The 25,281-nt window shown below is 66.7% G+C and carries 23 protein-coding genes and 1 pseudogene; 8 read left to right on the top strand and 16 right to left on the bottom strand.

The annotated features are described in order from the left end of the window. Together JHD82_RS23895 and JHD82_RS23900 are read right to left on the bottom strand one after the other, a co-directional pair. A pseudogene (locus JHD82_RS23895) lies at positions 1-565 on the bottom strand (acetyltransferase); the annotation flags it as partial. Positions 566-714: 149 nt separating this feature from the next. Then, positions 715-1,680, bottom strand: coding sequence for an alpha/beta hydrolase (locus JHD82_RS23900; protein ID WP_199139147.1), 966 nt, complete (start codon positions 1,678-1,680; stop codon positions 715-717). 245 nt (positions 1,681-1,925) lie between these two features. Between JHD82_RS23900 and JHD82_RS23905 the strand changes: the two genes are divergently transcribed. Together JHD82_RS23905 and JHD82_RS23910 are read left to right on the top strand one after the other, a co-directional pair. Next, positions 1,926-3,641 (top strand): cyclic peptide export ABC transporter, encoded by a 1,716-nt coding sequence (locus JHD82_RS23905; protein WP_199139148.1) that lies wholly within the window; start codon positions 1,926-1,928, stop codon positions 3,639-3,641. Between the two features lie 21 nt (positions 3,642-3,662). Continuing rightward, a complete protein-coding gene (locus tag JHD82_RS23910; RefSeq protein WP_199139149.1) occupies positions 3,663-4,517 on the top strand; it encodes a N(5)-hydroxyornithine transformylase PvdF in 855 nt (284 codons plus the stop codon). A gap of 153 nt (positions 4,518-4,670) precedes the next feature. On the opposite strand, the gene JHD82_RS23915 is transcribed toward JHD82_RS23910, so the two are convergent. From JHD82_RS23915 to JHD82_RS23925, 3 genes are all read right to left on the bottom strand, one after another. Next, on the bottom strand, positions 4,671-5,429 hold the full coding sequence (locus tag JHD82_RS23915; RefSeq protein WP_013801611.1) for a 3-hydroxyacyl-CoA dehydrogenase: 759 nt from the start codon (positions 5,427-5,429) through the stop codon (positions 4,671-4,673). A 131-nt stretch (positions 5,430-5,560) separates the two neighbouring features. Continuing rightward, positions 5,561-6,607, bottom strand: a complete 1,047-nt coding sequence (locus JHD82_RS23920; protein ID WP_012206542.1) for a Fe(3+) ABC transporter substrate-binding protein — start codon at positions 6,605-6,607, stop codon at positions 5,561-5,563. Positions 6,608-6,908: 301 nt separating this feature from the next. Next, positions 6,909-7,457, bottom strand: coding sequence for a phasin family protein (locus tag JHD82_RS23925; RefSeq protein WP_012206541.1), 549 nt, complete (start codon positions 7,455-7,457; stop codon positions 6,909-6,911). Positions 7,458-7,781: 324 nt separating this feature from the next. Between JHD82_RS23925 and JHD82_RS23930 the strand changes: the two genes are divergently transcribed. From JHD82_RS23930 to JHD82_RS23955, 6 genes are all read left to right on the top strand, one after another. Beyond that, complete coding sequence (locus JHD82_RS23930; protein WP_034394994.1) at positions 7,782-8,243, top strand: thioesterase family protein; 462 nt, start codon at positions 7,782-7,784, stop codon at positions 8,241-8,243. A gap of 115 nt (positions 8,244-8,358) precedes the next feature. After that, positions 8,359-9,579: a nicotinate phosphoribosyltransferase gene (pncB, locus tag JHD82_RS23935; protein WP_012206539.1), complete on the top strand. Its 1,221-nt coding sequence runs from the start codon at positions 8,359-8,361 to the stop codon at positions 9,577-9,579. 61 nt (positions 9,580-9,640) lie between these two features. Further along, positions 9,641-11,068 carry a sodium:proton antiporter gene (locus JHD82_RS23940; protein ID WP_012206538.1) on the top strand — a complete coding sequence of 476 codons (1,428 nt, stop codon included), beginning with the start codon at positions 9,641-9,643 and terminating at the stop codon, positions 11,066-11,068. 37 nt (positions 11,069-11,105) lie between these two features. Next, entirely contained in the window at positions 11,106-12,113 is a 1,008-nt protein-coding gene (locus JHD82_RS23945; RefSeq protein ID WP_034394999.1) for a D-glycerate dehydrogenase, read from the top strand. Positions 12,114-12,223: 110 nt separating this feature from the next. Then, the gene (locus JHD82_RS23950) at positions 12,224-13,714 is read left to right on the top strand and encodes a DNA recombination protein RmuC (RefSeq protein WP_199139157.1); all 1,491 of its coding nucleotides are present in this window, start codon (positions 12,224-12,226) and stop codon (positions 13,712-13,714) included. A gap of 1 nt (position 13,715) precedes the next feature. After that, entirely contained in the window at positions 13,716-14,897 is a 1,182-nt protein-coding gene (locus JHD82_RS23955; protein WP_012206535.1) for an MFS transporter, read from the top strand. A gap of 69 nt (positions 14,898-14,966) precedes the next feature. Here the strand turns inward: JHD82_RS23955 and JHD82_RS23960 are convergent, their stop codons facing one another. The 11 genes from JHD82_RS23960 to JHD82_RS24010 form a co-directional block, all read right to left on the bottom strand. Next, positions 14,967-15,836 carry an LOG family protein gene (locus tag JHD82_RS23960; protein ID WP_012206534.1) on the bottom strand — a complete coding sequence of 290 codons (870 nt, stop codon included), beginning with the start codon at positions 15,834-15,836 and terminating at the stop codon, positions 14,967-14,969. Positions 15,837-16,079: 243 nt separating this feature from the next. Continuing rightward, entirely contained in the window at positions 16,080-16,463 is a 384-nt protein-coding gene (locus tag JHD82_RS23965) for a monovalent cation/H(+) antiporter subunit G (protein WP_012206533.1), read from the bottom strand. Next, on the bottom strand, positions 16,460-16,738 hold the full coding sequence (locus tag JHD82_RS23970) for a K+/H+ antiporter subunit F (RefSeq protein WP_012206532.1): 279 nt from the start codon (positions 16,736-16,738) through the stop codon (positions 16,460-16,462). The genes JHD82_RS23965 and JHD82_RS23970 overlap by 4 nt, the downstream gene beginning before the upstream one ends. Continuing rightward, positions 16,735-17,226: a Na+/H+ antiporter subunit E gene (locus tag JHD82_RS23975; protein ID WP_199139150.1), complete on the bottom strand. Its 492-nt coding sequence runs from the start codon at positions 17,224-17,226 to the stop codon at positions 16,735-16,737. Before JHD82_RS23975 ends, JHD82_RS23970 begins: the two co-directional genes overlap by 4 nt. Then, positions 17,223-19,019 (bottom strand): monovalent cation/H+ antiporter subunit D, encoded by a 1,797-nt coding sequence (locus JHD82_RS23980; RefSeq protein WP_012206530.1) that lies wholly within the window; start codon positions 19,017-19,019, stop codon positions 17,223-17,225. The genes JHD82_RS23975 and JHD82_RS23980 overlap by 4 nt, the downstream gene beginning before the upstream one ends. Continuing rightward, positions 19,016-19,381: a Na+/H+ antiporter subunit C gene (locus tag JHD82_RS23985; protein ID WP_012206529.1), complete on the bottom strand. Its 366-nt coding sequence runs from the start codon at positions 19,379-19,381 to the stop codon at positions 19,016-19,018. Before JHD82_RS23985 ends, JHD82_RS23980 begins: the two co-directional genes overlap by 4 nt. Continuing rightward, on the bottom strand, positions 19,381-22,359 hold the full coding sequence (locus JHD82_RS23990; RefSeq protein WP_012206528.1) for a monovalent cation/H+ antiporter subunit A: 2,979 nt from the start codon (positions 22,357-22,359) through the stop codon (positions 19,381-19,383). The genes JHD82_RS23985 and JHD82_RS23990 overlap by 1 nt, the downstream gene beginning before the upstream one ends. Positions 22,360-22,498: 139 nt before the next feature. Further along, positions 22,499-22,900 carry a helix-hairpin-helix domain-containing protein gene (locus tag JHD82_RS23995; RefSeq protein ID WP_199139151.1) on the bottom strand — a complete coding sequence of 134 codons (402 nt, stop codon included), beginning with the start codon at positions 22,898-22,900 and terminating at the stop codon, positions 22,499-22,501. 260 nt (positions 22,901-23,160) lie between these two features. Beyond that, complete coding sequence (gene lapB / locus JHD82_RS24000) at positions 23,161-24,336, bottom strand: lipopolysaccharide assembly protein LapB (RefSeq protein WP_199139152.1); 1,176 nt, start codon at positions 24,334-24,336, stop codon at positions 23,161-23,163. Next, the gene (locus tag JHD82_RS24005; RefSeq protein WP_013801625.1) at positions 24,326-24,646 is read right to left on the bottom strand and encodes a lipopolysaccharide assembly LapA domain-containing protein; all 321 of its coding nucleotides are present in this window, start codon (positions 24,644-24,646) and stop codon (positions 24,326-24,328) included. The genes lapB and JHD82_RS24005 overlap by 11 nt, the downstream gene beginning before the upstream one ends. 80 nt (positions 24,647-24,726) lie before the next feature. Continuing rightward, positions 24,727-25,068, bottom strand: a complete 342-nt coding sequence (locus tag JHD82_RS24010) for an integration host factor subunit beta (protein ID WP_199139153.1) — start codon at positions 25,066-25,068, stop codon at positions 24,727-24,729. Positions 25,069-25,281 lie beyond the last annotated feature (213 nt).

Here is a 25,281-nt window from a genome sequence, read left to right on the forward strand (position 1 = left end):
CGGGCTCCACGGTGCGAAAGCTCAGCGTGCGGCCCAGCCAGGGGATGAAGCGGCGGTAGACCTCGCCGCGCGGATTGTGCAGGCGCACGGGGTGGCGCCGGCCTTCGCTGATCGTGTAGTGCAGCGCATAGGGTGGGCGCGGGCGGGGCAGCCACAGGGGCTGCTGCCACAGCACGCTTCTTGCCACGCACGGGGCCTGGCCCGGCTGCACTGTGGCAATGCTGTCGCGCAGGCCCGGTGGCAGGCGGGGCAGGGACAGGTCGATGGCTTGCGCATCGGGATGCAGGCCAAAGCCTGCCTGCAGTGCGGCCAGCAGTTCATCCGCTTCGGGCATGCCCGAGCAGGGGCCCAGCCATTGCAGCTGCATCAGACCTGGCGCGGCCGTGCGCGACAGGTTCCAGAGACTGTGCTTGCCGGGCCTGCCGGCATCCACGGACCCCGAACGCTCCAGGCGCAGCCGCTGTCCATCGCCGAAGACGCTGATCGTCTCGGCGCCTGCATGGGCAAGGTAGCTGGCGCCGGAGGCGTCTGGTGACGGTGTAGCGGTGGCTTCGACTGGACGCACGTGGACTCTTTCAGATGGAGTGCCCCGCGTGCGGGGCACGGGTGGGGGCTCGGGCAAGGGCACAAGGGGCACAAGGGGCACAAGGGACACAAGGCAGCCTCATGACCGGGATGACGCGCAGGCGCGGCAAATGTTCATGCCAGGGTCGTTCATGCCAGGGCCGGGCTGCGGGCCGCCTGGAAGGCATGGGCCAGTGCCTTGCAGAGCCGGTCGCGCAGCACCTCGGTCTCTTCGGTGAGTGCGCCCAGCCGCGCAAAGTCATGGACCATGCCGGCGTAGATCTGCAGGTCCACGGCCACGCCGGCGGCCTGCAGCCGCTCGGCATAGCGCTTTCCTTCGTCGATCAGCGGGTCGTACTCGGCCAGCACCATCAGCGTGGGTGCCAGCCGGCCCAGGTCGGATGCCTGCAGGGGGGCAAAGCGCCAGTCCTGCCGGTCCGCATCGCTGCGCAGGTATTGGCCGAACATCCAGGCCAGGGTGTCACCTTCCAGCAGATGGCCGGTGGCCAGGCGCGCATGCGAGTCGCTGTCCTGCTGCGCTGCCGTGCAGGGGTAGAGCAGCAACTGCAGCAAGGGCTGGGGCATGCCCGCGTCGCGCGCGGCGATGCACAGGGCCGTGGCCAGCGTGCCCCCGACGCTGTCGCCGCCAATGGCCAGGCGCTGCGCGTCCAGGCCATGGCGGCCGCCGTGCTCCAGCAGCCAGGCCAGGGCGTCCTGTGCGTCGAGGAAGGCGGTGGGAAAGCGGTGCTCTGGCGCCAGCCGGTAGTCGATGGCCAGCACATTGCAGGGCGTACCCAGCGCCAGGCTGCGGCACAGGCTGTCATGCGAGTCGAGCCCGCCCAGCACGTAGCCGCCGCCGTGAAGGAACAGCAGGCAGGGCGCGGCTGTGTGTTCAGGGGCTGCGCGGTAGAGCCGGGCACGGATACGCGCGCCGTCGCGCGTGGGCAGATCCATGTCCTCGGTGGGCAGATCGTCGCCCGGCAGGTCCAGCGCCAGCGTGGCGTTGTCGTAGGCGGCGCGCGCCTGCGCTGCCGTCATCTGGCTCATGCGCGGGCGGCTGGATGCCTGGGCGTTGGCGAGTTCAAGAAATGCTTGCAGGTCGGGGTGGAGAGCCATGGCGTCCTTCGGGTGTGCGGCAGACAAGGCAAAGCGGGCCGGTGCAGGGCATGGCGCCCGCGCTGCCCCTTCTTCGTGATGACGCAGGGCGGCGGAATTTGTTCATCGCCTGGGCGGTGAACATTTTTGGCGCACGCACGTCTTGCAGGGAGTAGGGAGCGCTCGCCGTGCGTCGCGCTCCAGGAAACGCCGGGCCGCGCCGGCATTGCAAGGTCATGCGCCCACGGGCGCCAGAGGAATCCCTTATGGAAAACGCCAGCCGACCGCCCTCCGAGGTACTGCGCCTGCTCAAGCCCTTCCTGCCGTGGATGGCGCTGTCCGTGGTCACGGGCATTTGCGCGGGTGGGGCCACGGTGGCGCTGCTGGCGACCATCAACCAGGTGCTCAACCGCCCCGGTGGGCTGGCGGGCGGGCTGCTGCTGACCTTCATCGCCCTGTGTGCCACCGTGCTGGTATGCCGGGCCACGTCGGACATGTCGGGGAATTTCGTGGGGCAGCGCCTGGTGGCGCAGCTGCGCAAGGAACTGGCCGGCAAGATCCTGGCCGCGCCCATCGATGCGCTGGAGCGCTACCGCACGCACCGCCTCATGCCCGTGCTCACGCAGGACGTGGACATGATCAGCGACGTGGCCTTCGTGCTGGCCTCCAACGTGATTGCCCTGGCCATTGCGCTGGGCTGCCTGGCCTATCTGGCCCTGCTGTCGCCGCCGCTGTTTGCCATGCTGGTGGTGGCGCTGGTGCTGGGCGTGAGCCTGCAGGCGCTGGCGCAGTCACGCGGCGTGGCGGGGTTCTGGAAGGCGCGCGATCACGAGGAAGTGCTGCACAAGGCCTACCGCGCCATCAGCGAAGGCGCCAAGGAGCTGCGCATGCACCGCGCGCGCCGGGGCCGCATCTTCGACGGGCAGATTGGCTCCACCGTGGATGCCATCCGCCGCATCAACGGTCGCGCCATCAACACCTATGTGCTGGCCTCGGCCTTCGGTTCGGCGCTGTTCTTTCTGTTGATCGCCCTCATCCTGGGCTGGGCCGCGCTGCGCACCACCGAGCCCGTGGTGCTCAGCGGCTTCGTGCTGGTGCTGCTGTTCCTCAAGGGCCCCATGGACCAGATCGCAGGCGCGCTGCCCAACCTGGGCCGCGCCAAGGTGGCGCTGCAGCGCATTGCCGACCTTTCCGCGCGCTTTGCCAGCCCGGAGCCGCACCTGCACCTGGACAGCCCGCCCGGCGAGGTCCGCCTTGACCGCGGCCTGGAGCTGCGGGGCGTGCGCTATGCCTTCGATGCGCCCGAAGGCGGCAAGGCCTTCGAGATCGGCCCCATCGACCTGAAGCTGGGCAAGGGCGAACTGGTCTTTGTGGTGGGCGACAACGGCTCGGGCAAGACCACGCTGATCAAGCTGCTGCTGGGCCTGTATGCGCCCCAGCAGGGCGAGATCCTGCATGACGGCCAGCCCGTCACGGCGCAGACGCGCGACGACTACCGCCAGCTGTTCACCACGGTGTTCTCGGACTTCTACCTGTTCGAGGACCTGGTGGCCGGCGGCGAAGAGGGCCAGGCCGCCGCGCTGCCCGAGGCCGCGCTGCCCTACCTGCAGCGGCTGGAGATCGCACACAAGGTCAGCGTGCGCAACGGCAGCTTCAGCACCATCGACCTGTCCACCGGCCAGCGCAAGCGCCTGGCCCTGGTCCACGCCTATCTGGAGGGCCGGCCCGTGCTGGTCTTCGACGAATGGGCGGCCGACCAGGACCCGAGCTTCCGCCACCTGTTCTACACCGAGCTGCTGCCCGAGCTGCGCGCCAGGGGCCACCTGCTGGTGGTCATCTCCCATGACGATCGCTACTTCCACCTGGCCGACCGCATCGTGCGCATGGAGGCCGGCCGCATGGTCCTGCCGCAAGAAGGGGCGCAGCCGGTGGCGGCTGCATCGGCCAGTCCCGCCAGTCAAGGCGCGCTGGCCGACATCTGAATTCCTGCTGAATCCACGAACATGGCAAAGACAAAACTCGTCTACATCTGGTCCCTGAGAAACGCCGCCGCCGACCAGGCCGGCCAGCACATCGCCTACAAGGGCGCAACGCGCTACATGAAGTCGCCGCTCGAATACCTGGGCGAGTTGCTGGACACCAGCCCGCTGGGCGATATCTACAGCCTGGAGGCCGTGATCCACGACGACGACGAGGCCTCGCCGCGCGACCGCGAAAAAATCGGCGACTACGGCTTCAGCTACCAGCCGGGCGGTCGCTGGTTCTATCCGCCGGACCTGCGCATCCAGGGGCGCAGGGTCAATGACCTGCTCATGGCCGTGCCGTCTTCCTACCGGCGCCTGCCGCTGAACGATCCGCAGCGCGCCGCGGGCAAGCAGATGTTCGAGGCGCAACTGCAGGACAGGCTGGTGCAACTCGGTGCCGAGCGGGTGGTGCTGGACGGCCTGCTCGTCATCCTGGACCGGCTCGTGCGGCCCGGGGCCCTGTTCCACCGCAGGATTGCCAACATCCACCCCGGCATCACGCGGCTGGAGTCACCCTATGAACGCCGGGGCGCCTGCGCCACGCTGGACGCGCTGCATGGCGCGCAGGGCTACAAGATCGTGGACTGGAAGACCATGGAACAGCGCCAGGTCCCGCCCCTGTTCAAGACCGGCGCATCCTTTCACTACGTGGACAACGGCATCGACTCCGGCGAAGTCATCGCCGACGTGCTGGGCACCGATATCGATCCCCAAGACACGATTCTTGAGCTGCGCTGGAACAACTTCCAGCACAGCCTGTTCCCTGCATTGCGCAAGGGGCTGGAGATGATGGCCAGAGCGCCTGCAGACACGCCTGCAGACACCACGGTGTGACAACGCGCGTATCTCAAAAACCGGCACGGCCCAAAGCGAGGGACACCGAGCAAGGGCCTATGCCGGCCGCGCCGCCCCGCCGCTAGGGTGTCGTCCCCCTCCCTCGCGAAGCGAGAAAGAGAGGGGGAAGCGGCGCAGCCGCTCAGGGGGTGCTTACTTCGGCGCCAGACGAATGGCCCCATCCAGCCGGATCACCTCGCCATTGAGCATGTCGTTGTCCAGGATGTGGCGCACCAGCTTGGCATAGTCCTGGGGCGTGCCCAGGCGGCTGGGGAAGGGCACACCTGCGGCCAGCGCGTCCTGCACTTCCTGCGGCATGCCGAACAGCATGGGCGTGCCGAAGATGCCGGGGGCAATCGTCATGTTGCGGATGCCGTTGCGCGCCAGATCCCGCGCAATGGGCAGCGTCATGCCGACCACGCCGCCCTTGGACGCCGCATAGGCCGCCTGGCCGATCTGGCCGTCGTAGGCGGCCACGCTGGCCGTGGAGATCAGCACGCCGCGTTCGCCCGTGCTCTCGGGCTCGTTGGCCGACATGGCGGTGGCGGCCAGGCGGATCATGTTGAAGCTGCCGATCAGGTTGACGGTGATGGTCTTGGAGAACAGCGCCAGGTTGTGCGCGCCGTTCTTGCCCACGGTCTTCTCGGCGGGCGCAATGCCTGCGCAGTTGACCAGGCCTGCCAGCTTGCCCAGGCTCACGGCCTTGTCCACCACGGCCTGGCCATCGGCTTCCTGGCTCACGTCACATTTGACGAAGACGCCACCGATCTCGCGCGCCACCGCCTCGCCCTTGTCCGCCTGCATGTCGGCAATCACCACCTTGCCGCCCTCGGCAGCCAGCATGCGCGCCGTGCCTTCGCCCAGCCCGGAGGCGCCGCCCGTGACGATGAATACCCGGTCCTTGATCTGCATGGAATGTCTCCTTGGTTATCTGACGTTGACGTAAACGTAACTCTCAAATTATGCATGCAGCCCCGGCCGCAGCCATGTCGCGCCCAAGAAAAAGCCCGGCAGTGCCGGGCTGGTGATGGGCGCGATGGGGGTTACTGGAACCCGGCACGGTCCAGCATTTGCTGGACCTTGGTCATGTTCTTGCCCACGGCCGTGATCGGGATGGTCTCGCTCTTGAAGGGCTTGCCGCCGGTCATTTCCTTGAGTGCGGGGTTGTCCAGTTCCACGCCCTTGGCTGCGGGCCACTCGTTGTTGCCGTTGGCAAAGTAGTTCTGGGCGGCGGGGCTGGCCAGGTACTCCAGGAACTTGACGGCGTTGTCCTTGTTCTTGGCATGGCGTGCCACGGCGCCGCCTGCGATGTTCAGGTGCGTGCCCCAGCTGGACTGGTTCGGAAAGACCACGCCGATCTTGCCGACCACGGCCTGGTCCTCAGGCTTGCCCGAGCGCATCATGCGCGCCAAGTAGTAGCTGTTGGTCACGCCGATGGTGCATTCGCCCGAGGCCACGGCCTTGATCTGGTCGGTGTCGCCACCCTTGGGCGGGCGGGCCAGGTTGGCCTTCATGCCCTGGATCCAGCCTTCGGCCTTCTGGTCGCCCATGTGCTCGACCACGGTGCCGAACAGGCTCAGGTTGTAGGGATGCGAGCCCGAGCGGATGCACAGCTGGCCCTTGAACTTGGGGTCGGCCAGCGATTCGTAGTTCTGCACGTCGGCGGGCTGGACCTTGGCCTTGTTGTAGACGATGACGCGGGCGCGTGTGGACAGGCCGAACCAGCTGATGCCATCGGCCGTGGGCTGGGCGCGCAGGTTGGAGGGGATGGCGTCTTCCAGCAGCTTGGAGTGGATGGGCTGGAACAGGCCATCGACCTCGCCGCGGTACAGGCGTGCGGCATCGACCAGCAGGATCACGTCGGCCGGCGAGGCCTGGCCCTCGGCCTTCAGGCGCGCAATGATGCCGGCGTCGTCGCCGTCCACGCGGTTGATCTTGATGCCGGTGGCCTTGGTGAAGCCGTTGTACAGCTCCTCGTCCGTGGAGTAGTGGCGCGCGGAGTAGAGGTTGACGACTTGGGAGTCGGCAATGGCTGTGCCGGCAGCCACCAGGGCGCAAGCGGCAAACAGGGCTTTCAGGGATTTCGACATGAAGACAGGCCTCTCTTTGTTGGCAAAGCGCGATGATAGGTCAAACGCGAATTGTTCTTAATAAAGGGTGGGGCCCGTCTAAGGGCTTGTGCGCGGTGGTCCCTGGTGGGCCGTGAGCCCTGGCGCGCGAAAAAGCGCACGAAAAAAAACCCAGTCCAAAGACTGGGTTTGAAAGGATCCAGAAACGGGGGTTTCAAGAGGATCCAAGGAGACAACTGGTCAGGTCTTTCGACCCGGGATGCGTCCAATTATGCGGGTAATCACTGATTCTTGCACACAGCCCTGTTGTAAGACAGCGTGATCAACGCTTGCGGGTCTGGGCCGACTGGACGGCTTCGCTGGCGGTGTTGGTCACGGCCGTGAAGTTGGCTTCCGCCAGGTCCGAAGCCTGCTTGACGGCCTTTTGCACCGACTCGAAGGCATTGTTGGCAGCCGACACGGCGCTCTTCATCACGGCAACGGCGGTTTCGGAACCGGCGGGTGCGTTCTTGGCCGTGGTGTCCACCAGGGCGCTGAAGTTCTTTTGCAGGTCGGATGCCTGGCTTTCGAAGGTCTTGGCCAGTTCGGCGCCGGTGCCGCTGGCGATGTCGTACAGGTGACGGCTGTAGGCAGCGGTCTTTTCAGCCAGGGGCTGGAACAGGTTGGCCTGCAGCGACAGGAGTTCCTGTGCGTCCTTGACGCTCAGGACAGCCTGGGTGTGCTGGGCAGCTTCGGTCAGTGCGGCGCGCGAGGCGGTCACATTCAGTTCCACCAGCTTTTCAACGCCTTCGAAGGCCTTGCTCGTCAGGCCGAACAGGGTTTCCAGGTTGGCCTTTTGTGCGCTCAGGATTTGGTCAGGGGTCAAGCTCATGTCAGTCTCCAGAAAAACGGACCACAGGGGGTCTCGGGTTACGGGGAATTGCCTGCGCTGACCTGACTGAGTGTCATGTTGCAGTGCAGCATGGGTCTTATTGTAGGGATTGCAAAAAAGGAATCAAGTACCTGATGCTGCGGTGCAGCAAAAAAATCCGGAAAGCTGTGGGTTTTTTGTAAGTCTTTGATTTTGAATTGGTTTTATGTCGGTTTGACGACATTTTTCAGTTGGCATGCTTACTCGTTTGGCGAGTGATCGGCAGCAGTGCGCGTCGTGATGGCGACAGTGGCCGGGGACAGGGCGCATTCGGCCGGCGGCACAATGGCCGCCATGAATGAATCGCCCCCGAGCCGCCCCGCGCCGCAGCCCCGTTCGGCCTATGCGGCATTCCGACGCATCAGCACGCGCTGGTCGGACAACGATGTCTACGGGCACGTCAACAACGTCGTCTATTACAGCTGGTTTGATACGGCGGTGAATGCCCATCTGATAGAGCAGGGCGCGCTGGACATTCATGCGGGCGAGACAATAGGACTGGTCATAGAGACCCAATGCAATTACTTCGCCCCGCTGGCCTTTCCGCAGGAGGTGGAAGCCGGCATCCGCGTGGCCCGCATCGGCGGCTCCAGCGTGCGCTACGAAGTGGGGCTGTTTGCGCAGGGTGAGCCGCTGTCGGCCGCAGCCGGGCATTTCGTCCATGTCTATGTGGACCGGCAGACGCGCCGGCCTGCCCAGATTCCGCAGGCGCTGCGCCGGGTGCTGGAGCCGCTGCTGCGCGGTTGATGGCGTTCGGGGCGCATGCAAGGCGCCCGCTCGCAGCGCGGCGGCGTGTGGATGGCCTACACTCGAAAGCTGTCTGCCATCTGACCGCTTGGGCGCTTACCGCCCGGCTCTGTCCATGATCATCACCAGCCTGCTCGATACCGACCTGTACAAATTCACGATGATGCAGGTGGTGCTGCATCAGTTTCCCGGGGCACAGGTCGAGTACCGTTTCAAGTGCCGCAATCCCGGCGTGCAGCTTGCGCCCTATGTGAACGAGATCCGGGCCGAGATCCGCTCGCTGTGCAGCCTGCGGTTCCAGGATGCGGAGCTGGCCTACCTGAGCTCGCTGCGCTTCATCAAGAGCGATTTCGTCGATTTCCTGAGCCTGTTCCACCTCAACGAGAAGTGCGTCACGGTGCAGGCGCTGCCCAATGGCGAGATCGACATCACCATCCGCGGGCCCTGGCTGCACACCATCTTGTTCGAGATTCCCGTGCTGGCCATCGTCAACGAGGTGTACTTCCGCAACACCCAGCCGGTGCCCGATTTTCCCGAGGGCCGGCGCCGGCTGGATGCCAAGATCGCGCTGCTGCAGCAGCCGGGCCTGGAGCAGCTCAAGATTGCCGACTACGGCACGCGCCGCCGCTTTTCGCGGGCCTGGCATGAAGAGGTGCTGCGCGTGCTGTGCGCACGCCTTGGCCGGCCCGGCGCATCCGCGGAGTCCGAGGGGCAGTTCGCGGGCACCAGCAACGTGCTGTATGCCATGAAGCTGGGCGTGCGGCCCCTGGGCACGCTGGCCCATGAATACCTGCAGGCCTGCCAGTCGCTGGGCCCGCGCCTGCGCGACAGCCAGATCTTCGGCTTCGAGTCCTGGGCGCGCGAGTACCGGGGCGACCTGGGCATTGCGCTGTCGGACGTCTACGGCATGTCGGCCTTCCTGCGCGATTTCGACCTGTACTTCTGCAAGCTCTTCGATGGCGCGCGCCATGACAGCGGGGACCCGTTCGAGTGGGGCGAGCGGCTGCTGGCCCACTACCGCGCCAACCGCATCGATCCGCTGACCAAGACGCTGATCTTCAGCGACGGCCTGACGGTGCCGCGCACCATCGAGCTGTTCCAGCGCTTCCACGGGCGCTGCCAGCTGGCCTTTGGCATCGGCACCAACCTGACCAATGACCTGGGCGACGCGCCCGACCATGTGCCGCTGCAGATCGTCATCAAGATGACGCGCTGCAACGGCCAGCCCGTGGCCAAGCTCTCGGACACGCCGGGCAAGAGCATGTGCGACGACGAGAAATACCTGGCCTATCTGCGCCAGGTGTTCGAGATCGCGGCGCCCGCGGCACAGACTTGATCGCTGCGCGGCCCGCTGCCAGGAGGGGACAGTGAATACAGAACAAAGAGGAGACGGGACCATGAAGGCCTTGCGTGGATTGTTGGTGCTGCTCGTCGCCTGCGTGCCCTCCTGGGCCCTGGCGGCCGAGATCGATGGCGGCCAGCTGTCGGTGCTCTGGGGCGTGCCCTTTGCGGGCATGCTGTTGTCGATTGCCCTGGTGCCGCTGGTGGCGCCCCATTTCTGGCACCGGCATTTCGGCAAGTTGACGGCGGCCTGGGCGCTGGCCTTCCTGCTGCCCTTTGCAGCGGTGTTCGGTGCGGGTGCGGCCCTGGTCAACCTGGTGCATGCGCTGCTGGCCGAGTACCTGCCCTTCGTGATCCTGCTGACGGCGCTGTACACGGTGTCGGGCGGCATCTATGTGCGCGGCAATCTCAAGGGCTCGCCTGGGCTGAACACGGCCATCCTGGCCATCGGCGCCGTGCTGGCCAGCTTCATGGGAACCACGGGCGCCTCGATGCTGCTGATCCGGCCGCTGCTGCGCGCCAACGACAACCGCAGGCACCAGGTGCATGTGGTGGTGTTCTTCATCTTCATCGTCTCCAATGCCGGGGGCTCGCTGACGCCGCTGGGCGACCCGCCGCTGTTCCTGGGCTTTCTCAAGGGCGTGGACTTCTTCTGGACGGTGCGCCACATCTTCACCGAGACCCTGTTCCTGGTCGGCGTGCTGCTGGCGCTGTTCTACGCGATCGACACCTGGCTGCTGCGCAAGGCCGGCGAGGCGGACCTGCCCGATCCCACGCCCAGCATCGACGCCTCGGGCCGCGCCAGCCGCCTGGGCTTCGATGGAAGCGTGAACTTCGCGCTGCTGCTGGCCGTGGTGGCCCTGGTGCTGATGAGCGGCCTGTGGCGCACCGATGCAGGGCTGGTGCTGGCCGGCACGCATGTGGGCCTGCCGGGGCTGGTGCGCGATGCGGGCCTGATCGTGGTGGCGCTGCTGTCCCTGCGGCTCACGCCGCGCAGCGTGCACCAGGCCAACGAATTCGGCTGGGGGCCCATGCAGGAAGTGGCCAAGCTGTTCGCGGGCATCTTCCTGACCATCATCCCCGTGATCGCCATGCTCAAGGCGGGCACGGGCGGGCCGTTCGGCGCCATCGTGGGTGCCGTCACGCGCGCCGACGGCACGCCCGATCCGCTGATGTACTTCTGGGCCACGGGCCTGCTGTCCTCCTTCCTCGACAACGCGCCGACCTACCTGGTGTTCTTCAACACCGCAGGGGGCGACGCCGCGCAGCTGATGACCACGATGGCCTCCACGCTGGCGGCCATCTCCGCGGGCGCGGTGTTCATGGGTGCCAACACCTATATCGGCAACGCGCCCAATCTGATGGTCAAGGCCATTGCCGAGGAGCGCGGCGTGAAGATGCCCAGCTTCTTCGGCTACATGGCCTGGTCGCTGGGCATTCTGGTGCCGCTGTTCGTATTGATGAGCTTCATCTGGTTCCGCTGAAGAACCGCCTCCCGCCAAGACAAGGAAAGAGACAGACATGGCAAGCAAACCCCGCATCCTGATCGCCCGCGCCATCCCGCCCGAGGTGGTGCGCAAGCTGGAGCAGCACTTCGAGGTCGAGTCCAACCAGGACGACGTGGTCTGGAGCCCGCAGGAGCTGGCCGCGCATCTGCAGGACAAGGACGGCGTGCTGACCACAGGCTCGCAGACCATCGATGCAGCACTGCTGGCGGCCTGTCCGCGCCTGAAGGTCGTGGCCAACATGGCCGTGGGCTACAACAACTTCGACGTGCCCGCGATGACGGCAGCGGGCGTGCAGGGCACGAACGCGCCCGACGTGCTGACCGAGACCACGGCCGACTTCGGCTTCGCCCTGCTCATGGCCACGGCCCGCCGCGTGACCGAGAGCGAGCACTACCTGCGCGCCGGAAAGTGGAACTCCTGGCGCTACGACCTGTTCGCCGGCTCGGAAGTGCACGGCAGCACGCTGGGCATCATCGGCATGGGCCGCATCGGCCAGGGCATTGCCCGGCGCGGTGCGCATGGCTTCGGCATGAAGGTGGTCTATCACAACCGCTCGCGCCTGTCGCCTGAGCTGGAAGCCGAATGCAAGGCCGGCTACGTGGGCAAGGACGAACTGCTGGCCATGGCCGACCATGTGGTGCTGGTGCTGCCCTACACCAAGGAAAACCACCACACCATAGGCGCGGCCGAGATCGCCAGGATGAAGCCCACGGCCACGCTGATCAACATCGCGCGCGGCGGCATCGTCGATGACGCGGCGCTGGCCAGGGCGCTGCGCGACAGGACCATTGCCGCCGCCGGCCTGGACGTGTTCGAGGGCGAGCCCTCGGTCCATCCCGACCTGCTGACCGTGCCCAATGTCGTGCTGACCCCGCATATCGCCAGCGCCACCATGGGCACGCGCAGCGCCATGGCCGAGCTGGCAGCCGACAACCTGATCGACTTTCTGAGCGGCAAGGGCCCGCGCACGCCCGTCAACCAGCCCGAGGCGGCGGCCGCAGGCGCGCGCGCCAAGGCCTGAGTGCCGTATCCCGACAATCGCGGGAAAGAAGGCCCTGGCCGCTTCCCGCTGCATGGAGCTGAAGCAAGATCTTGACCCAGATATCCGGAGTGTGGTGGGCGGCATGGGCCGTGCTGCTGTTGGGGCAGGCGGCCGTGATCTGGCTGCTGTGCAGGCGCTCGGCGCAGCGCGATGACGGGGTGGCGCCGCAGCAGTTGCTGCAGGCGCTGCAGATGCTGGATGTGCGGCTGCAGCAGCTCGAGCGCGGCGCCCAGGCCACGCAGATGGCCGTGGCCAAGAGCGACGGCGGGCTGGACCGCGTATCGCAGCAACTGCAGGCCCATCTGGCCCAGGCCCAGCTCGATGCACAGGCCGCGCGGCGCGAGCAGGGCGAGGCGCTGGCGGCCTTTCGCATGGAACTGGGCCGGCTCACGGTGCGCCTGGCCGCCGACAGCGCCCAGGCCCGCGAGGCCCAGGGCGAAAGCACGCAGCGCTTCAACGCCCATGTGCAGGAGCGCTTCGAGGCGCTGGCGCAGACCACGCGCAGCACGCTGGACTCCCTCAAGAACGACATCCAGCAGCAGCTGGGCGGGCTGGCGCAGTCCAGCCAGGTCCATGCCGAACAGCTGCGCGGCACGCTCAACGAGCGCCTGGCCACCATCCAGTCGGACAACGCGGCGCGGCTGGAAGAGATGCGGCGCACGGTGGACGAGAAGCTGCATGCCACGCTGGAGCAGCGCCTGGGCGAATCGTTCAAGCTGGTCAGCGACCGGCTGGAGCAGGTGCACAAGGGCCTGGGCGAGATGCAGACACTGGCCGGCAGCGTGGGCGATCTCAAGCGCGTGATGACCAATGTGAAGACGCGTGGCACCTGGGGCGAGCTGCAGCTGGGCGCCATCATCGAGAACGTGCTCACGCCCGAGCAGTACGCGCGCAACGTCAAGACCGTGCCCGGCAGCGACGACATGGTGGAGTTCGCCATCCGCCTGCCCGGGCGCAGCGACGAGACGCCGGTCTGGCTGCCCATCGATGCCAAATACCCGGTGGAGCAATACCAGCGCCTGCTCGACGCCCAGGATGCGGCCGACAAGGCGGCCATTGCCTCGGCCGGCAATGCCTTCGAGGCATCGATCAAGTTCGAGGCCCGCAAGATCCATGGCAAGTATGTGAGCCCGCCCCACACCACGGACTTTGCCGTGCTCTACCTGCCCACGGAAGGCCTGTTTGCCGAGGTCATGCGCCGCCCCGGCCTGGTCGAGGCCGTGCAAAACGGCTGCCGCGTGATGGTCACCGGCCCGGCCAACCTGGCTGCCATGCTCAGCAGCCTGCAGATGGGCTTCAAGACGCTGGCCATCGAAAAGCGCTCCTCCGAGGTCTGGGCCGTGCTGGGCCAGGTCAAGACCGAGTTCGCCAAGTTCGGCGAGGTGGTGGATGCCACGCGCAAATCCATCGATGCCGCCGCCAAGCGCTTCGAGCAGGTGGGTGTGCGCACGCGCGCCATCCAGCGGCAATTGCGCGATGTGCAGGAGCTGCCCGCGCCGGCCTCGAGCGCAGGGCTGCCCGGTCTGCCGGACGACAAGGACACGGCGGCAGGCATGGTGCCAGGGTCGGAGCAGGACTGAGATGAATCTGGCGCTGTTCAAAGTCATCATGGCCCAGGTCAGCGTGCACGCCACCATGGCCGGCATGCGGCTGGCCGCGCCTTTGCTGGCGCTGCAGCAGGGCTACAGCGCGGCGGCCGTGGGGATCTTGCTGGCGCTGTTTGCGCTGACCCAGGTGTTCCTGGCGCTGCCGGCCGGGCGTTTTGCGGACAAGCATGGTTTTCGCAAGCCGTTTTTTCTGTCCATGCTGGCGGCCAGCGGCGGCTGCGCGCTGGCGCTGGCGTTTCCGGTCTATCCCGTGCTGTGCCTGGTGGCGCTGCTGACGGGCGGTGCCAGCGGCGCGGTGGTGATTGCCGTGCAGCGCCATGCGGGCCGGGTCACGCACGACGCCGTGGCGCTCAAGAAGGTGTTCAGCTGGCTGGCCATAGGCCCGGCCATCTCCAACTTCATCGGGCCCTTCAGCACCGGGCTGCTGATCGATCACGCGAATTTTGGCGGCGAGGGCAGCACCATGGGCTACCGCGTCGCCTTCGGCCTGCTGGCCCTGGTGCCCGTGCTGGCCTGGAGCTGGGTGCGCCACACGCAGGAGCTGCCGCCCGTGCGCGCGCCCATCGGCGGCCCCAAGCAGCATGCCTGGGACCTGCTGCGCGACCGCAACTTCCGCAACCTGCTGCTGGTCAACTGGCTGCAGTCGGCGTGCTGGGATGTGCACACCTTCGTGCTGCCGCTGCTGGGCCATGAGAAGGGGTTGAGCGCCTCGGTCATCGGCACGCTGCTGGGCATTTTTGCCGTGGCGGCCGCCGCCATCCGCCTGGCCATGCCGCTGGTGGCCGAGCGCCTGCGCGAAGGCGCCGTGATCTCCGGCGCCATGGCCATCACCGCCTTCGTCTTTGCGCTGTACCCCTTCATGGACTCGGCACTGACCATGGGCGTGTGCTCGGTGCTGCTGGGCTTTTCGCTGGGCTCGGTGCAGCCCATGGTCATGAGCATGCTGCACCAGATCACGCCCGAGCACCGCCATGGCGAGGCGCTGGGCCTGCGGCTCATGGCCATCAATGCCTCCAGCGTGGCCATGCCCGTGCTGTTCGGCTCGGCGGGGGCGCTGATCGGCGTGTCTGCGCTGTTCTGGGTGGTGGGCGCGGCCGTGGCCTCGGGCATCCGCACGGCCTGGTTCATGGGGCTGCCGCCGCGCAAGCCGGAATGAAAAAGGCGACCTGCGCCTTGGTGCGCAGATCGCCTTGCGAAGCGGTGGCGGCCTGCCGGCCGCTGCGGCTTACCAGCCGCCAGCGTGGAACTGCTTGATCAGCGCCCAGGCCTCCACCGGATCATCGGTATAGCGGAACAGCTGCAGGTCCTTGGGCGAGATCGTGCCTTCCTCGATCATCAGGTCGATGTTGAGCAGCCGCTTCCAGAACTCGGTGCCGAACAGGATCACGGGCACGGAATGCGTCTTGCCGGTCTGCATCAGGGTCAGCACCTCGAACAGCTCGTCCAGCGTGCCGAAGCCGCCGGGGAAGGCCACCAGGGCCTTGGCGCGCATCATGAAATGCATCTTGCGCAAGGCGAAGTAGTGGAACTTGAAGCTCAGGTCCGGCGAGATGAAGCGGTTGCCGTTTTGCTCGTGCGGCAGCTCGATGTTCAGGCCGATGCTGGGTGCGCCCACATCATGGGCGCCACGGTTGGCCGCCTCCATGATGCCGGGGCCGCCGCCGGTGCAGATATAGAGGCGCTCCTCGGGCGGCTGGTTCAGGCTGTCGGCGGCCACGATGCGCGTGAAGGCGCGGGCCTGCTCGTAGCGGTGGGCGTTGCGCACGGCGCGCTCGGCCACTGCAATGCGCTGTGCATCGCCGCTGGCCTGTGCGTCGGCCAGTTGCTGCTCGGCCTGCTCCAGGTCCACGAAGCGCGCGCTGCCATAGACCACGACGGTGTGCTCTATGCCGCGTTCGATCTGCGCCAGGTCGGGCTTGAGCAGCTCCAGCTGCATGCGGATGCCGCGGGTCTCGCGGCGGAACATGAATTCCGGGTCCGCGAAGGCGAGGCGATTGGAATTCTGCTGCAATGCCATGCCGTTGTGCGCCTGGTTGTGAAGGGCCGACCAGCCGTTGGCCAGATCGGTATCGGTCAGGGGGGAAGAGATTTGCATGAACCCTCGTACACAGAAAAACCCAGGGCGGCCACGCCTGTGGCCGTTCCATCAAATGCGTTGCCAGCGTAGATGATGACTGCACTATACGCTCACAAACTCATAGCCGCGGGGCTCGCGTATCCGTTGCTTTGCGCATTGACGGGGCCGGTGGCAGATTCATATGCTGAGCAGTTGGGCAGGGCCTTGGCCTGGGGCCCGCCACCTGCAATGGGCGGGCATTTTCATGCGCCGCAAGCGATTTCAGACGTCCGGGTGCTCGGCCGGTTCGTTGCGCACGACGGTGCTCAGCGGCGGCGGCACGTCCTGGCCCGCACGGCGCGCGCGGAACAGGGCTGCGCGCATCAGGAAGATGGTGGTGATGGGCACGGTCACGGAAATGAAGACCGCAATCAGCAGCGCATGCACGGCCAGGCTTTGGCCACTGACGGAAAAGTAGATCCAGGTGGCATGCATGATCAGCCAGCAGCCCATGGTGGCGATGATGGAGGGCGCATGCACGCGCTCGAAATAGCTGCCCAGCCGCCACAGTCCCATGGAGCCCAGGAAGGCGATGATGGCACCGCCCAGCGCCAGCGCGGCAACCAGGATCTGGCACCACAGCGGCAGTGTGGTCTCCGGCGTCATTCGATCACCTCGCCGCGCAGCAGGAACTTGGCCATGGCGGTGGAGCCCACGCAGCCGAACAGCGCGACCAGCAACGCCGCCTCGAAGTAGCTTGTGCTGTCGTAGATGATGCCCATGAGCAGCATGGCCAGCATGCCGTTGAGGTACATGCAGTCCAGCGCCAGCACGCGGTCCTGGGCGTGCGGGCCCTTGAGCAGGCGCAGCACGGCGCAGCCCATGGCAGCGACCAGCAGGCCCAGCGCGAACATCAAAGTCCAGTGGAACCAGGGCATCATTCGAAAATCTCCATCAGGGGGCGCTCGTAGCAACGCTTGACGTGCTGGACGATCTCCTCGGGATCATCGACCTCCAGCACATGCAGCATGAGCTGCGAGCGGTCGCGCGAGATCTCGGCCCAGGCCGTGCCGGGCGTGATGCACACGATCATGGCGAGCACGGCCAGGCCGTTGGGGTCGCGCAGTTCCAGCGGGATGCGCACGAAGTTGGCCGGGTGCTTGCGCATGCCCGGAAACAGCATGAACCGCACGACGTTGAAGTTGGACACCGAGGTGTCCCAGACCACGCGCAGCGCCAGGCGCAGGATGGTCAGCGGATGGCGCACCCGCACGGGCAAGGGGCGCAGGCCGCGCAGCAGCAGCGGCAGCAGCAGGCCCAGCAAGGCGCCCAGCAGGATCTGTCCACTGCTGAACGAACGGTTGAGCAGCAGCCACAGCAGGAACAGCGCCACCGACAGCAGCGGTGCGGGCAGCAAGGCTTTCATCATCGGGAATCCTCCTTGCCCGCCGTCGTGCCTGCATCGCCTATGCCTGCGGGTATGGGTGCGCCACTGGCCTGGGCCGCAGCGCGTGCCGCGCCTTCAGGGCCGGCTTCCAGGCGGGCCTTCTTTTCTGCCGGGCTGGGCTCGGGCTGCGTGCCCATGACGGAGCGCACATAGACATCGGGTGCCAGCAGCGCATCGGCTGCGCGCTGTGTGTAGCCCATCAGTTCGCCGCCGCGCATCGTCAAAGCCACGCAGCAGGCCAGCAGCAAGGCGATGGGCAGGCCTTCGACCACGCGCAGCGAGGGGGAGTTCTGCTCCTCGGTCGCCCAGAAGTGGCGTATGCCGGCGCGAACCAGCGACAGCAGGGCCAGCAGCCCGGTGATGATCATCAGCGCCACCAGCACCCAGCCGGCCCAGCCGGCCTGGAAGCCGCTGGAGTTGCCCAGGCCCAGCGGGTTGAGCAGGGCAGACAGCATGGCGAACTTGCCCACGAAGCCCGACAGCGGGGGCAGGCCGGTAACCACCAGGGTGGCCAGCATGAAGCTCAGGCCGATGAAGGCGGCCGCTGCGGGAATGGCGCGGCCGATCAGCACCTCTTCGGATTCGTCAAGGTTGAATCCCTCGGTGGGAAGCAGTTCGGCGTTGAGGAAGGGCGCTTCGTCGTCTTCATAGGGCTCGCCCGCGTCGTCATCCACGCGCCAGCGGTCCACCACGTCGGCAATCAGGAAGAGCGCGCTCACGGCCAGGGTGGAGCTGGGCAGGTAGTACAGCAGCCCCGCCGTCAGCGCGTTCTGGCCAAAGCCCGTGGCAGCCAGCAGGGTGCCTGACGACAGGATGGCCGCAAAGCCCGCGATATGGGTCAGGCGCTGCGAGCCCAGCATGCCCAGGCCGCCGAAGGCCATGGTCAGCATGCCGCCGACGATCAGCCAGGTGCTGCCGAACAGGGCGGAGGAGCCGGCCTCGGAGCTGAACAGCAGCGTCCACAGCCGCAGCACCACGTAGACGCCCACCTTGGTCATGAGCGCGAACACGGCACCGACGGGCGCGGTGGCCGCGCTGTAGGCCGGCACCAGCCAGAAGTTCAGCGGCCACATGGCCGCCTTGGTCAGGAAGGCGATGCCCAGGATGGCCGCTGCCGAATGCAGCAGCCCGCGGTCGGCACTGCTGATCTGGGGAATGGCGCGCGCCAGGTCGGCCATGTTCAGCGTGCCAGTCAGGCCGTAGAGCATGGATACGCCGATGAGGAACAGCGACGAGGCGGCCAGGTTGATGGCGATGTAGTGCAGGCCCGCCTGGATGCGCGCCCGGCCCGAGCCATGCAGCAACAGGCCGTAGGAGGCCGCGAGCATGATCTCGAAGAACACGAACAGGTTGAACAGGTCCGCCGTGAGGAAGGCGCCGCTCAGGCCCATCAGCTGGAACTGGAACAGCGAGTGAAAGTGCATCCCCGCGCGGTGCCAGCGGGCGCTGGAGAAGATCAGCGAGGCCAGGGCCACCGTGTAGGTCAGCACCAGCATCATGCCGGTCAGGCGGTCCAGCGCCAGCGAGATGCCGAAGGGCATGGGCCAGTTGCCCGGCATGTAGACGCCCAGGTTGACGGGTGCGCCGGCCTGGTCGGTCCACAGCATCAGCAGCACGGCCACGCCCAGGCCCAGCACGGTGGACACCAGGCCAAGGGCGAACTTCACGCGCTGGCGCTCCTCGCGCAGCAGCAGCATCAGCGCTGCCGAGAGCATGGGCAGCACGATGGGCGCCAGCATCAGGTGCGGCATGAGACGGGCGGTCAGCTCGTTCATGGCATCTCCTGCTCGGTGCGGGAATGGGCTCCGTCCACATGGTCGGTGGCGGTGGTGCCGCGCGAGGCCAGCAGCACCACCAGGAACAGCGCCGTCATGGCAAAGCCGATCACGATGGCCGTGAGCACCAGCGCCTGGGGCATGGGATCGGCATAGTGCGCGAGATCCTGCGGCACGCCGGCCCGCAGCACAGGCTCCTTGTCAATGGCCAGACCCTGGCGGCCCATGCTGAAGATGAACAGGTTGACCGCATACGACAGCAGGGCCAGTCCCATGATGACCTGGTAGGTCCGTGGGCGCAGCAGCAGCCACACGCCCGAGCCGGTCAGTACGCCGATGGCAATGGCAAGCACGACTTCCATCAGAAACCTCCTCGCGCCAGGGCTGCGGCGGTGGCCTGCTGCACGGCGGCTTCGGCCTCCTCGGCCTGTTGTTGCTGCTCCTCCAGCAGGCGGGCGTGGTAGCGGTGGCTGCGCACCGATTGGTGGGCGATGGCCGTCAGAATGAGCATGGTCGCGCCCACCACCAGCGAGAACACACCGATGTCGAAGAACAGGGCGCTGGCGAGATGCACGTCGCCGACGACTGGCAGGGTCATATGGAAGGTGTGGCTGGTGAGGAAGGGATAGCCGGCCACGATGGAGCCCATGCCGGTACCCAGTGCGAACAGCAGGCCGACACCGATCCATCGGCGCGGGAAGATCGGCAAGTGGGCCTCGACCCACTGCGTGCCGGAGATGATGTACTGCATCAGCAAGGCGACCGAGAACACCAGGCCGGCGACGAAGCCGCCTCCGGGTTCGTTGTGGCCGCGCATGAAGATGTAGACAGAGACCAGGGCCGCGAAAGGCAGCAGCAGGCGGACCAGCACGGCGGGCACCATCAGGTAGCCCACGGCCGTATCGCCGGCATTGCGCGGATTGAACAGATCGGTCTGCAGGTCGCCTGGCACGTAGCGCTGCTGTTCGGGCAGGTCCAGCGTCTCGCGGGCTGGGCGGAAGCGCCGCAGCAGGGCATAGACCACCAGGGCCACGATGCCCAGCACCACGATTTCGCCGAAGGTGTCGAAGCCACGGAAGTCCACCAGCATGACGTTGACCACATTGGTGCCGCCGCCGTCGCTGAGCGCATGTTCGAGGAAGAAGGTGGAGGCGCCGTCATAGAAGGGGCGGCTCATCATGGCGAAGGCCAGCCAGGCCATGCCGCCCCCGGCCACCAGCGACAGCAGCAGGTCGCGCATGCGGCGCGAGCGGGCTCGCAGCTCGGCGGACAGCACGGGAATGTGCAGGCTCTTGTCGCGCTTGGGCATCCAGCGCAGGCCCAGCAGCATCAGCACCGTGGTGGCGACCTCGACCACCAGCTGGGTCAGCGCCAGATCGGGCGCCGAGAACCACAGGAAGGTCAGGCAGGTGCACAGGCCGGCGCCGCCCAGCATGATCAGCGCAGTCAGCCGGTGGTACTTGGCCTTCCAGGCCGTGCCCAGGGCGCAGAGAATGCCCACGGCCCACAGCAGCACGAAGGCGGGCGACAGTGGCAGCATGCCCCGATCGCCCAGCTTGATGCCCTGCAGCCACAGCGGCAGAACGCCCGCCAGCACGGCGGTGCAGACCAGCCACAGCATCTGCCACTGCAGGCGCATGGTGGACAGGCGCCGGCGCGACCAGCGGCCCAGCAGGGACAGGCGGGCCAGCAGGTTCTCGAAGATGCGCTGGCCGCTGAGCGTGCCGACCAGCGGTGCGGTATCGATATGGCCGGCCTGGCGCTGCCAGCGCAGCAGCATGTACAGCAGGATGCCGCCAATCAGGGCGACCAGGCTCATGATCAAGGGCATGTTCCAGCCGTGCCAGATGGCCAGGCTGTACTCGGGCAGATCGCCGCCGACCACGGGCGTGGCGGCCGCTGCGAGGAAGCTGCCCACCGCCCACGCCGGCAGCATGCCCACCACCAGGCAGGCCAGCACCAGCAATTCGACGGGCACGCGCATCCAGTGCGGCGGCTCGTGCGGCTCGTGCGGCAGGTCGGTGGCCTTGGGGCCGAAGAAGACGTCGATGGTGAAGCGCAGCGAATAGGCCACGCTGAACATGCCCGCCACCGTGGCGGCCACGGGCAGGGCCGTGCGCACCCAGGGGGCAGCGTCCAGGTAGACGGTCTCGGCGAAGAACATTTCCTTGGACAGGAAGCCGTTGAGCAGCGGCACGCCCGCCATGGCCGCGCTGGCCACGCAGGCCAGCGTGGCCGTGATGGGCATCATGTGCCGCAGGCCCGAGAGGCGGCGGATGTCGCGCGTGCCGCTTTCATGGTCAACGATGCCTGCGGCCATGAACAGCGAGGCCTTGAAGGTCGCGTGGTTCATGATGTGGAACACCGCAGCCACGGCGGCCAGCTTGCTGTTGAGGCCCAGCAGCAGCGTGATCAGGCCCAGGTGGGAAATCGTCGAATAGGCCAGCAATCCCTTGAGATCGTGCTGGAACATGGCCAGATAGCCACCGATGAGCAGCGTTGCAGCGCCGGCTCCGCCCACCAGCCAGAACCAGGCATCGGTGTCACCCAGCACGGGCCACATGCGCGCCAGCAGGAACACGCCGGCCTTGACCATAGTGGCGGAGTGCAGGTAGGCCGACACCGGCGTGGGCGCGGCCATGGCGTGCGGCAGCCAGAAGTGGAAGGGGAACTGCGCGCTCTTGGTCAGTGCGCCCAGCAGGATCAGCACCAGGGCGACCAGATACAGCTGGTGGTCGCGCACCTGCTGGCCGGCGATGAGCACGTTGTCCAGGTCATAGCTGCCCACGATGTGGCCCAGCACCAGCATGCCGGCCAGCATGGCCAGGCCGCCCGTTCCCGTCACCGTCAGCGCCATGCGCGCGCCCCGGCGTGCATCCTTGCGATGGTGCCAGTATCCGATCAGAAGAAAGGAGAAGAGGCTGGTCAGCTCCCAGAAGAAGGCAATCTGGATGATGTTGCCCGACAGCACCACGCCCGCCATCGCGCCCATGAAGGCCAGAAAGAATGAGAAAAAGCGCGGCACGGGATCGGCCGGCGACATGTAGTAGCGCGCATAAAGCACCACCAGCGAGCCTATGCCCAGCACCAGCATGCAGAACATCCAGGCAAAACCGTCCATGCGGATCACCAGATTCAGTCCCAGTGCCGGTAGCCACTCGATCTCCTGGCGCAGCACCTCTCCATCGGCGATCTGGGGGAACAGCAATGCCGTCTGGATGGCGCAGCCCAGAGCAATGACGCCGGCCAGCGTTGACTCCGTATTGCGCGCATTGGCGGGCAGCATTGCGGCAATCAGGCTGCCGATGAAGGGTAGGAGGATGAGGGTGATCAGGGGCATGGGCGGTTCATTTTACGGGCAAGGTTTTTTGCTTCGCTATGAAAACCTGAGCATGTTTCAGGCTATGGCCGCGCATACCCCGAGGGTAGTACGCATGAAAAACCCGCCGAAGCGGGTTGGATAGAGACAGTTGGCGTACTCAGGAGGCCGCGCCGGCCTTGGCTGGCGTGGCCGGTTTGGAGGCCTGGTCCTTGGTCGGCTTGGCGCCTTTGGCTGCCGTGTCCTTGGTGTCCTTGGCCGCCGTGTCCTTTGCATCGGGCTTGGCTCCCTGGCCCTTGTAGCTGGTGCCATTGACCGTCAGGCCGTCACCCGAGAACTTGGCGGCGGTCGGTTCGCCCACGCCTTTGACGCGGGCAATGAAATCGGGCCAGTCCTTGAAGGCGGAGGATTTGCGCTCCTCGAGAATGCGTGCCGACATGGCCGGGCCAATGCCCTTGATGGATGTCAGTTCGGCTTCATTCGCCTTGTTGACCTCCACGGCAGCCAGGGCCATCACGGACCACAGCAGTGCAATGAAGCCAGCCATCAGTTTTCTGAACATACAAACCTCCTGATCCCAAAATGTTGAGGGCCGCAACATTGCGACCCAGAGGCATCTTATGCAGGGCCTTGGCGTGCGGCTAGGCGATGAAGGGGGCCAGCAGGCCCGTGCAGGCATGGCCGAACGTGTGCAAAGTCAATGGCCATGCGCCTGCCAAGGCGGTTTCTAGGAATACTCTGAAAATACACCGTCCATGCGGTGTTTGCCAATGGGGGTGACGCGATGCAGGGGGTGGAGCTGCCTCTCGCGCCTGCCCCGCATCACAGCTCCTCGACGCGCCGGGCCGGATAGCTGTCCCAGCTCTGGCAGCCGGGGCAATGCCAGAAATGCTGGCGTGCTTCGAAGCCGCAGGCCGCGCAGCGGTAGCGGGTCAGCGGCTTGGCCGCGTGGTCCAGCGCGCGTTGCACGGCCGGGTGGTATTGCTCCTCGGCCAGTTTCTCCCCTGCCAGCCACTGCGCGGCAGCCACCAGGGAGGGCTCCCTGTCCAGATGCTGGACCAGGCGTGCGCGTCCCGGTGCCTTGGTTTCACCATCGTTGCTCTGTTCTTCAATCTGAGCGTCCAGCGCGACCAGCGCCTGCAGCAGATCCAGCGAGGGTGCCTGCTCGTACTGCTGGCTGAGCAGTTGGTGGATGTGCTGGCGCTGGCCCGTGGCGGCGGCAATGTCCACCAGCAGCTGAGCCGCCAGCGGCAGCGAAGCCGGGGACTGCTCGGCCAGGCTTTCCAACGTGTTCAGGGCCTGGGCCGATTGCCCCATGCGGTGCTGCAGCTGCGCGTGCTCCAGGCGCGGGCGTGCGGCCTGTGGGGCTGTGGTGATGGCCTGCTGCAGCCGCTGCAGTGCCTCGGCCTGCTGGCCCTGGGTCAGCAGGGCCTGGGCGTCTTCGCAGAGGTAGTGGGCCAGGCGGCCGCTGAAGTCGCCCTGGTTGGCTTCCTGCATGCGGCGCGCAATGGCGGCGGCCTGTGTCCAGTCGCGCGAGCGTTCGTAGATGGCCAGCAGGGCCAGGCGGGCTTCGGCCTCGAAGGCCGTGCCTTCCAGGCGGCGCAGCGCGTCCTCGGCACGATCGAGCAGGCCTGCCTTCAGAAAGTCCTGGGCCAGCGCGTGCTGGGCGCGGTCGCGGTCCACGCGGCTGAGGTCGCCGCGCGACAGCAGGTGTTCGTGCACGCGCACGGCGCGGTTGTATTCGCCACGGCGGCGGAAGAGGTTGCCCAGCGCGAAGTGCAGCTCCGAAGTGTCGGGGTCGTTCTGCACGGCTTCGATGAAGGCGTCGATGGCCTTGTCCTGCTGCTCGTTGAGCAGGAAGTTCAGGCCCTTGAAATAGGCCTTGGGCGCCTGGCGGTTTTCGGCGCGAATCTGCCTCAGGTCCCAGCGCGAGGCCAGCCAGCCCAGCACGAAGGCGACGGGCAGGCCCAGCAATATCCAGCTCAGATCAAATTCCATGCACGTCGCCCGGCAGGATGGGGGATGGGGCGGGCTTGGGCGCCGTGGCCGCTGCCGGTGCCTCGGCTGCGGCAGGCACCGTGGCCTGGGTCGAGCGCGCGGCGTTGCGGTGCTTGAGCCAGCGCGGCACCATGCCCAGAACGCCCACGATCAGGCCCAGAGCGAAGGCGGCCAGCACCACCAGTACCAGCGGCGCAGTCCAGGAGGTGCCGAAGAAGAAGTGCACCGTCGCGTCCTGCTGGTTGTTCAGGGCGAAAGCGAACAGCGTAAAAAAAATGGCCGCCTTGAGCAGCCACAGGAAGTACTTCATGTGTTCCCTTGTGTGACGGGAACGATTCTAGAGCCTGGCGGAGAGGGCGGCTGCGGCGCACGCAGCCGGTCAGCCCGCTTTCAGGCTGCAGGGCCGGAGCCTGTGCCGGAGCCTGTGTTGTCTGTATCGATGGCTGCACCGGGGCGCAGGTCCACGGCTTCGCGCAGGGCCTTGCCGGGCTTGAAGTGCGGCACGCGCTTGGACGGAATGTGGACGGCCTCGCCACTGCGGGGATTGCGGCCCATGCGAGGCGGGCGATGGTTGACCGAGAAACTGCCAAAGCCGCGGATTTCGATGCGATGGCCTCGTACCAGGGCATCGCTGACGGCGTCAAGAATCGTCTTGACGGCCTGCTCGGCATCGCGCTGGCTCAGTTGGCCAAAGCGGGCGGCGAGTTCTTCGACGAGATCGGATCGGGTCATCAAGGATAGGAATCAGGGGTTGAAATGGCGACGGGCTGTCTCTTATACACATCTGACGCTGCCGACGAAATGCGAACAAAAAAGGTGGTTGGGGGGGGGGGGGGGGGGGGGGGGGGGGGGGGGGGGGGGGGGGGGGGGGGGGGGGGGGGGGGGGGGGGGGGGGGGGGGGGGGGGGGGGGGGGGGGGGGGGGGGGGGGGGGGGGGGGGGGGGGG

Source organism: Delftia sp. ASV31, from assembly GCF_016428765.1.
GTDB classification, from domain to species: Bacteria; Pseudomonadota; Gammaproteobacteria; order Burkholderiales; family Burkholderiaceae_C; genus Comamonas; species Comamonas acidovorans.

Bases quoted from the DNA above. Each gene is read 5' to 3' on its own strand.
- JHD82_RS23900 (WP_199139147.1), bottom strand. From the start codon at position 1,680: ATGGCTCTCCACCCCGACCTGCAAGCATTTCTTGAACTCGCCAACGCC.
- JHD82_RS23905 (WP_199139148.1), top strand. From the start codon at position 1,926: ATGGAAAACGCCAGCCGACCGCCCTCCGAGGTACTGCGCCTGCTCAAG.
- JHD82_RS23910 (WP_199139149.1), top strand. From the start codon at position 3,663: ATGGCAAAGACAAAACTCGTCTACATCTGGTCCCTGAGAAACGCCGCC.
- JHD82_RS23915 (WP_013801611.1), bottom strand. From the start codon at position 5,429: ATGCAGATCAAGGACCGGGTATTCATCGTCACGGGCGGCGCCTCCGGG.
- JHD82_RS23920 (WP_012206542.1), bottom strand. From the start codon at position 6,607: ATGTCGAAATCCCTGAAAGCCCTGTTTGCCGCTTGCGCCCTGGTGGCT.
- JHD82_RS23925 (WP_012206541.1), bottom strand. From the start codon at position 7,457: ATGAGCTTGACCCCTGACCAAATCCTGAGCGCACAAAAGGCCAACCTG.
- JHD82_RS23930 (WP_034394994.1), top strand. From the start codon at position 7,782: ATGGCCGCCATGAATGAATCGCCCCCGAGCCGCCCCGCGCCGCAGCCC.
- pncB (WP_012206539.1), top strand. From the start codon at position 8,359: ATGATCATCACCAGCCTGCTCGATACCGACCTGTACAAATTCACGATG.
- JHD82_RS23940 (WP_012206538.1), top strand. From the start codon at position 9,641: ATGAAGGCCTTGCGTGGATTGTTGGTGCTGCTCGTCGCCTGCGTGCCC.
- JHD82_RS23945 (WP_034394999.1), top strand. From the start codon at position 11,106: ATGGCAAGCAAACCCCGCATCCTGATCGCCCGCGCCATCCCGCCCGAG.
- JHD82_RS23955 (WP_012206535.1), top strand. From the start codon at position 13,716: ATGAATCTGGCGCTGTTCAAAGTCATCATGGCCCAGGTCAGCGTGCAC.
- JHD82_RS23960 (WP_012206534.1), bottom strand. From the start codon at position 15,836: ATGCAAATCTCTTCCCCCCTGACCGATACCGATCTGGCCAACGGCTGG.
- JHD82_RS23965 (WP_012206533.1), bottom strand. From the start codon at position 16,463: ATGACGCCGGAGACCACACTGCCGCTGTGGTGCCAGATCCTGGTTGCC.
- JHD82_RS23970 (WP_012206532.1), bottom strand. From the start codon at position 16,738: ATGATGCCCTGGTTCCACTGGACTTTGATGTTCGCGCTGGGCCTGCTG.
- JHD82_RS23975 (WP_199139150.1), bottom strand. From the start codon at position 17,226: ATGATGAAAGCCTTGCTGCCCGCACCGCTGCTGTCGGTGGCGCTGTTC.
- JHD82_RS23980 (WP_012206530.1), bottom strand. From the start codon at position 19,019: ATGAACGAGCTGACCGCCCGTCTCATGCCGCACCTGATGCTGGCGCCC.
- JHD82_RS23985 (WP_012206529.1), bottom strand. From the start codon at position 19,381: ATGGAAGTCGTGCTTGCCATTGCCATCGGCGTACTGACCGGCTCGGGC.
- JHD82_RS23990 (WP_012206528.1), bottom strand. From the start codon at position 22,359: ATGCCCCTGATCACCCTCATCCTCCTACCCTTCATCGGCAGCCTGATT.
- JHD82_RS23995 (WP_199139151.1), bottom strand. From the start codon at position 22,900: ATGTTCAGAAAACTGATGGCTGGCTTCATTGCACTGCTGTGGTCCGTG.
- lapB (WP_199139152.1), bottom strand. From the start codon at position 24,336: ATGGAATTTGATCTGAGCTGGATATTGCTGGGCCTGCCCGTCGCCTTC.
- JHD82_RS24005 (WP_013801625.1), bottom strand. From the start codon at position 24,646: ATGAAGTACTTCCTGTGGCTGCTCAAGGCGGCCATTTTTTTTACGCTG.
- JHD82_RS24010 (WP_199139153.1), bottom strand. From the start codon at position 25,068: ATGACCCGATCCGATCTCGTCGAAGAACTCGCCGCCCGCTTTGGCCAA.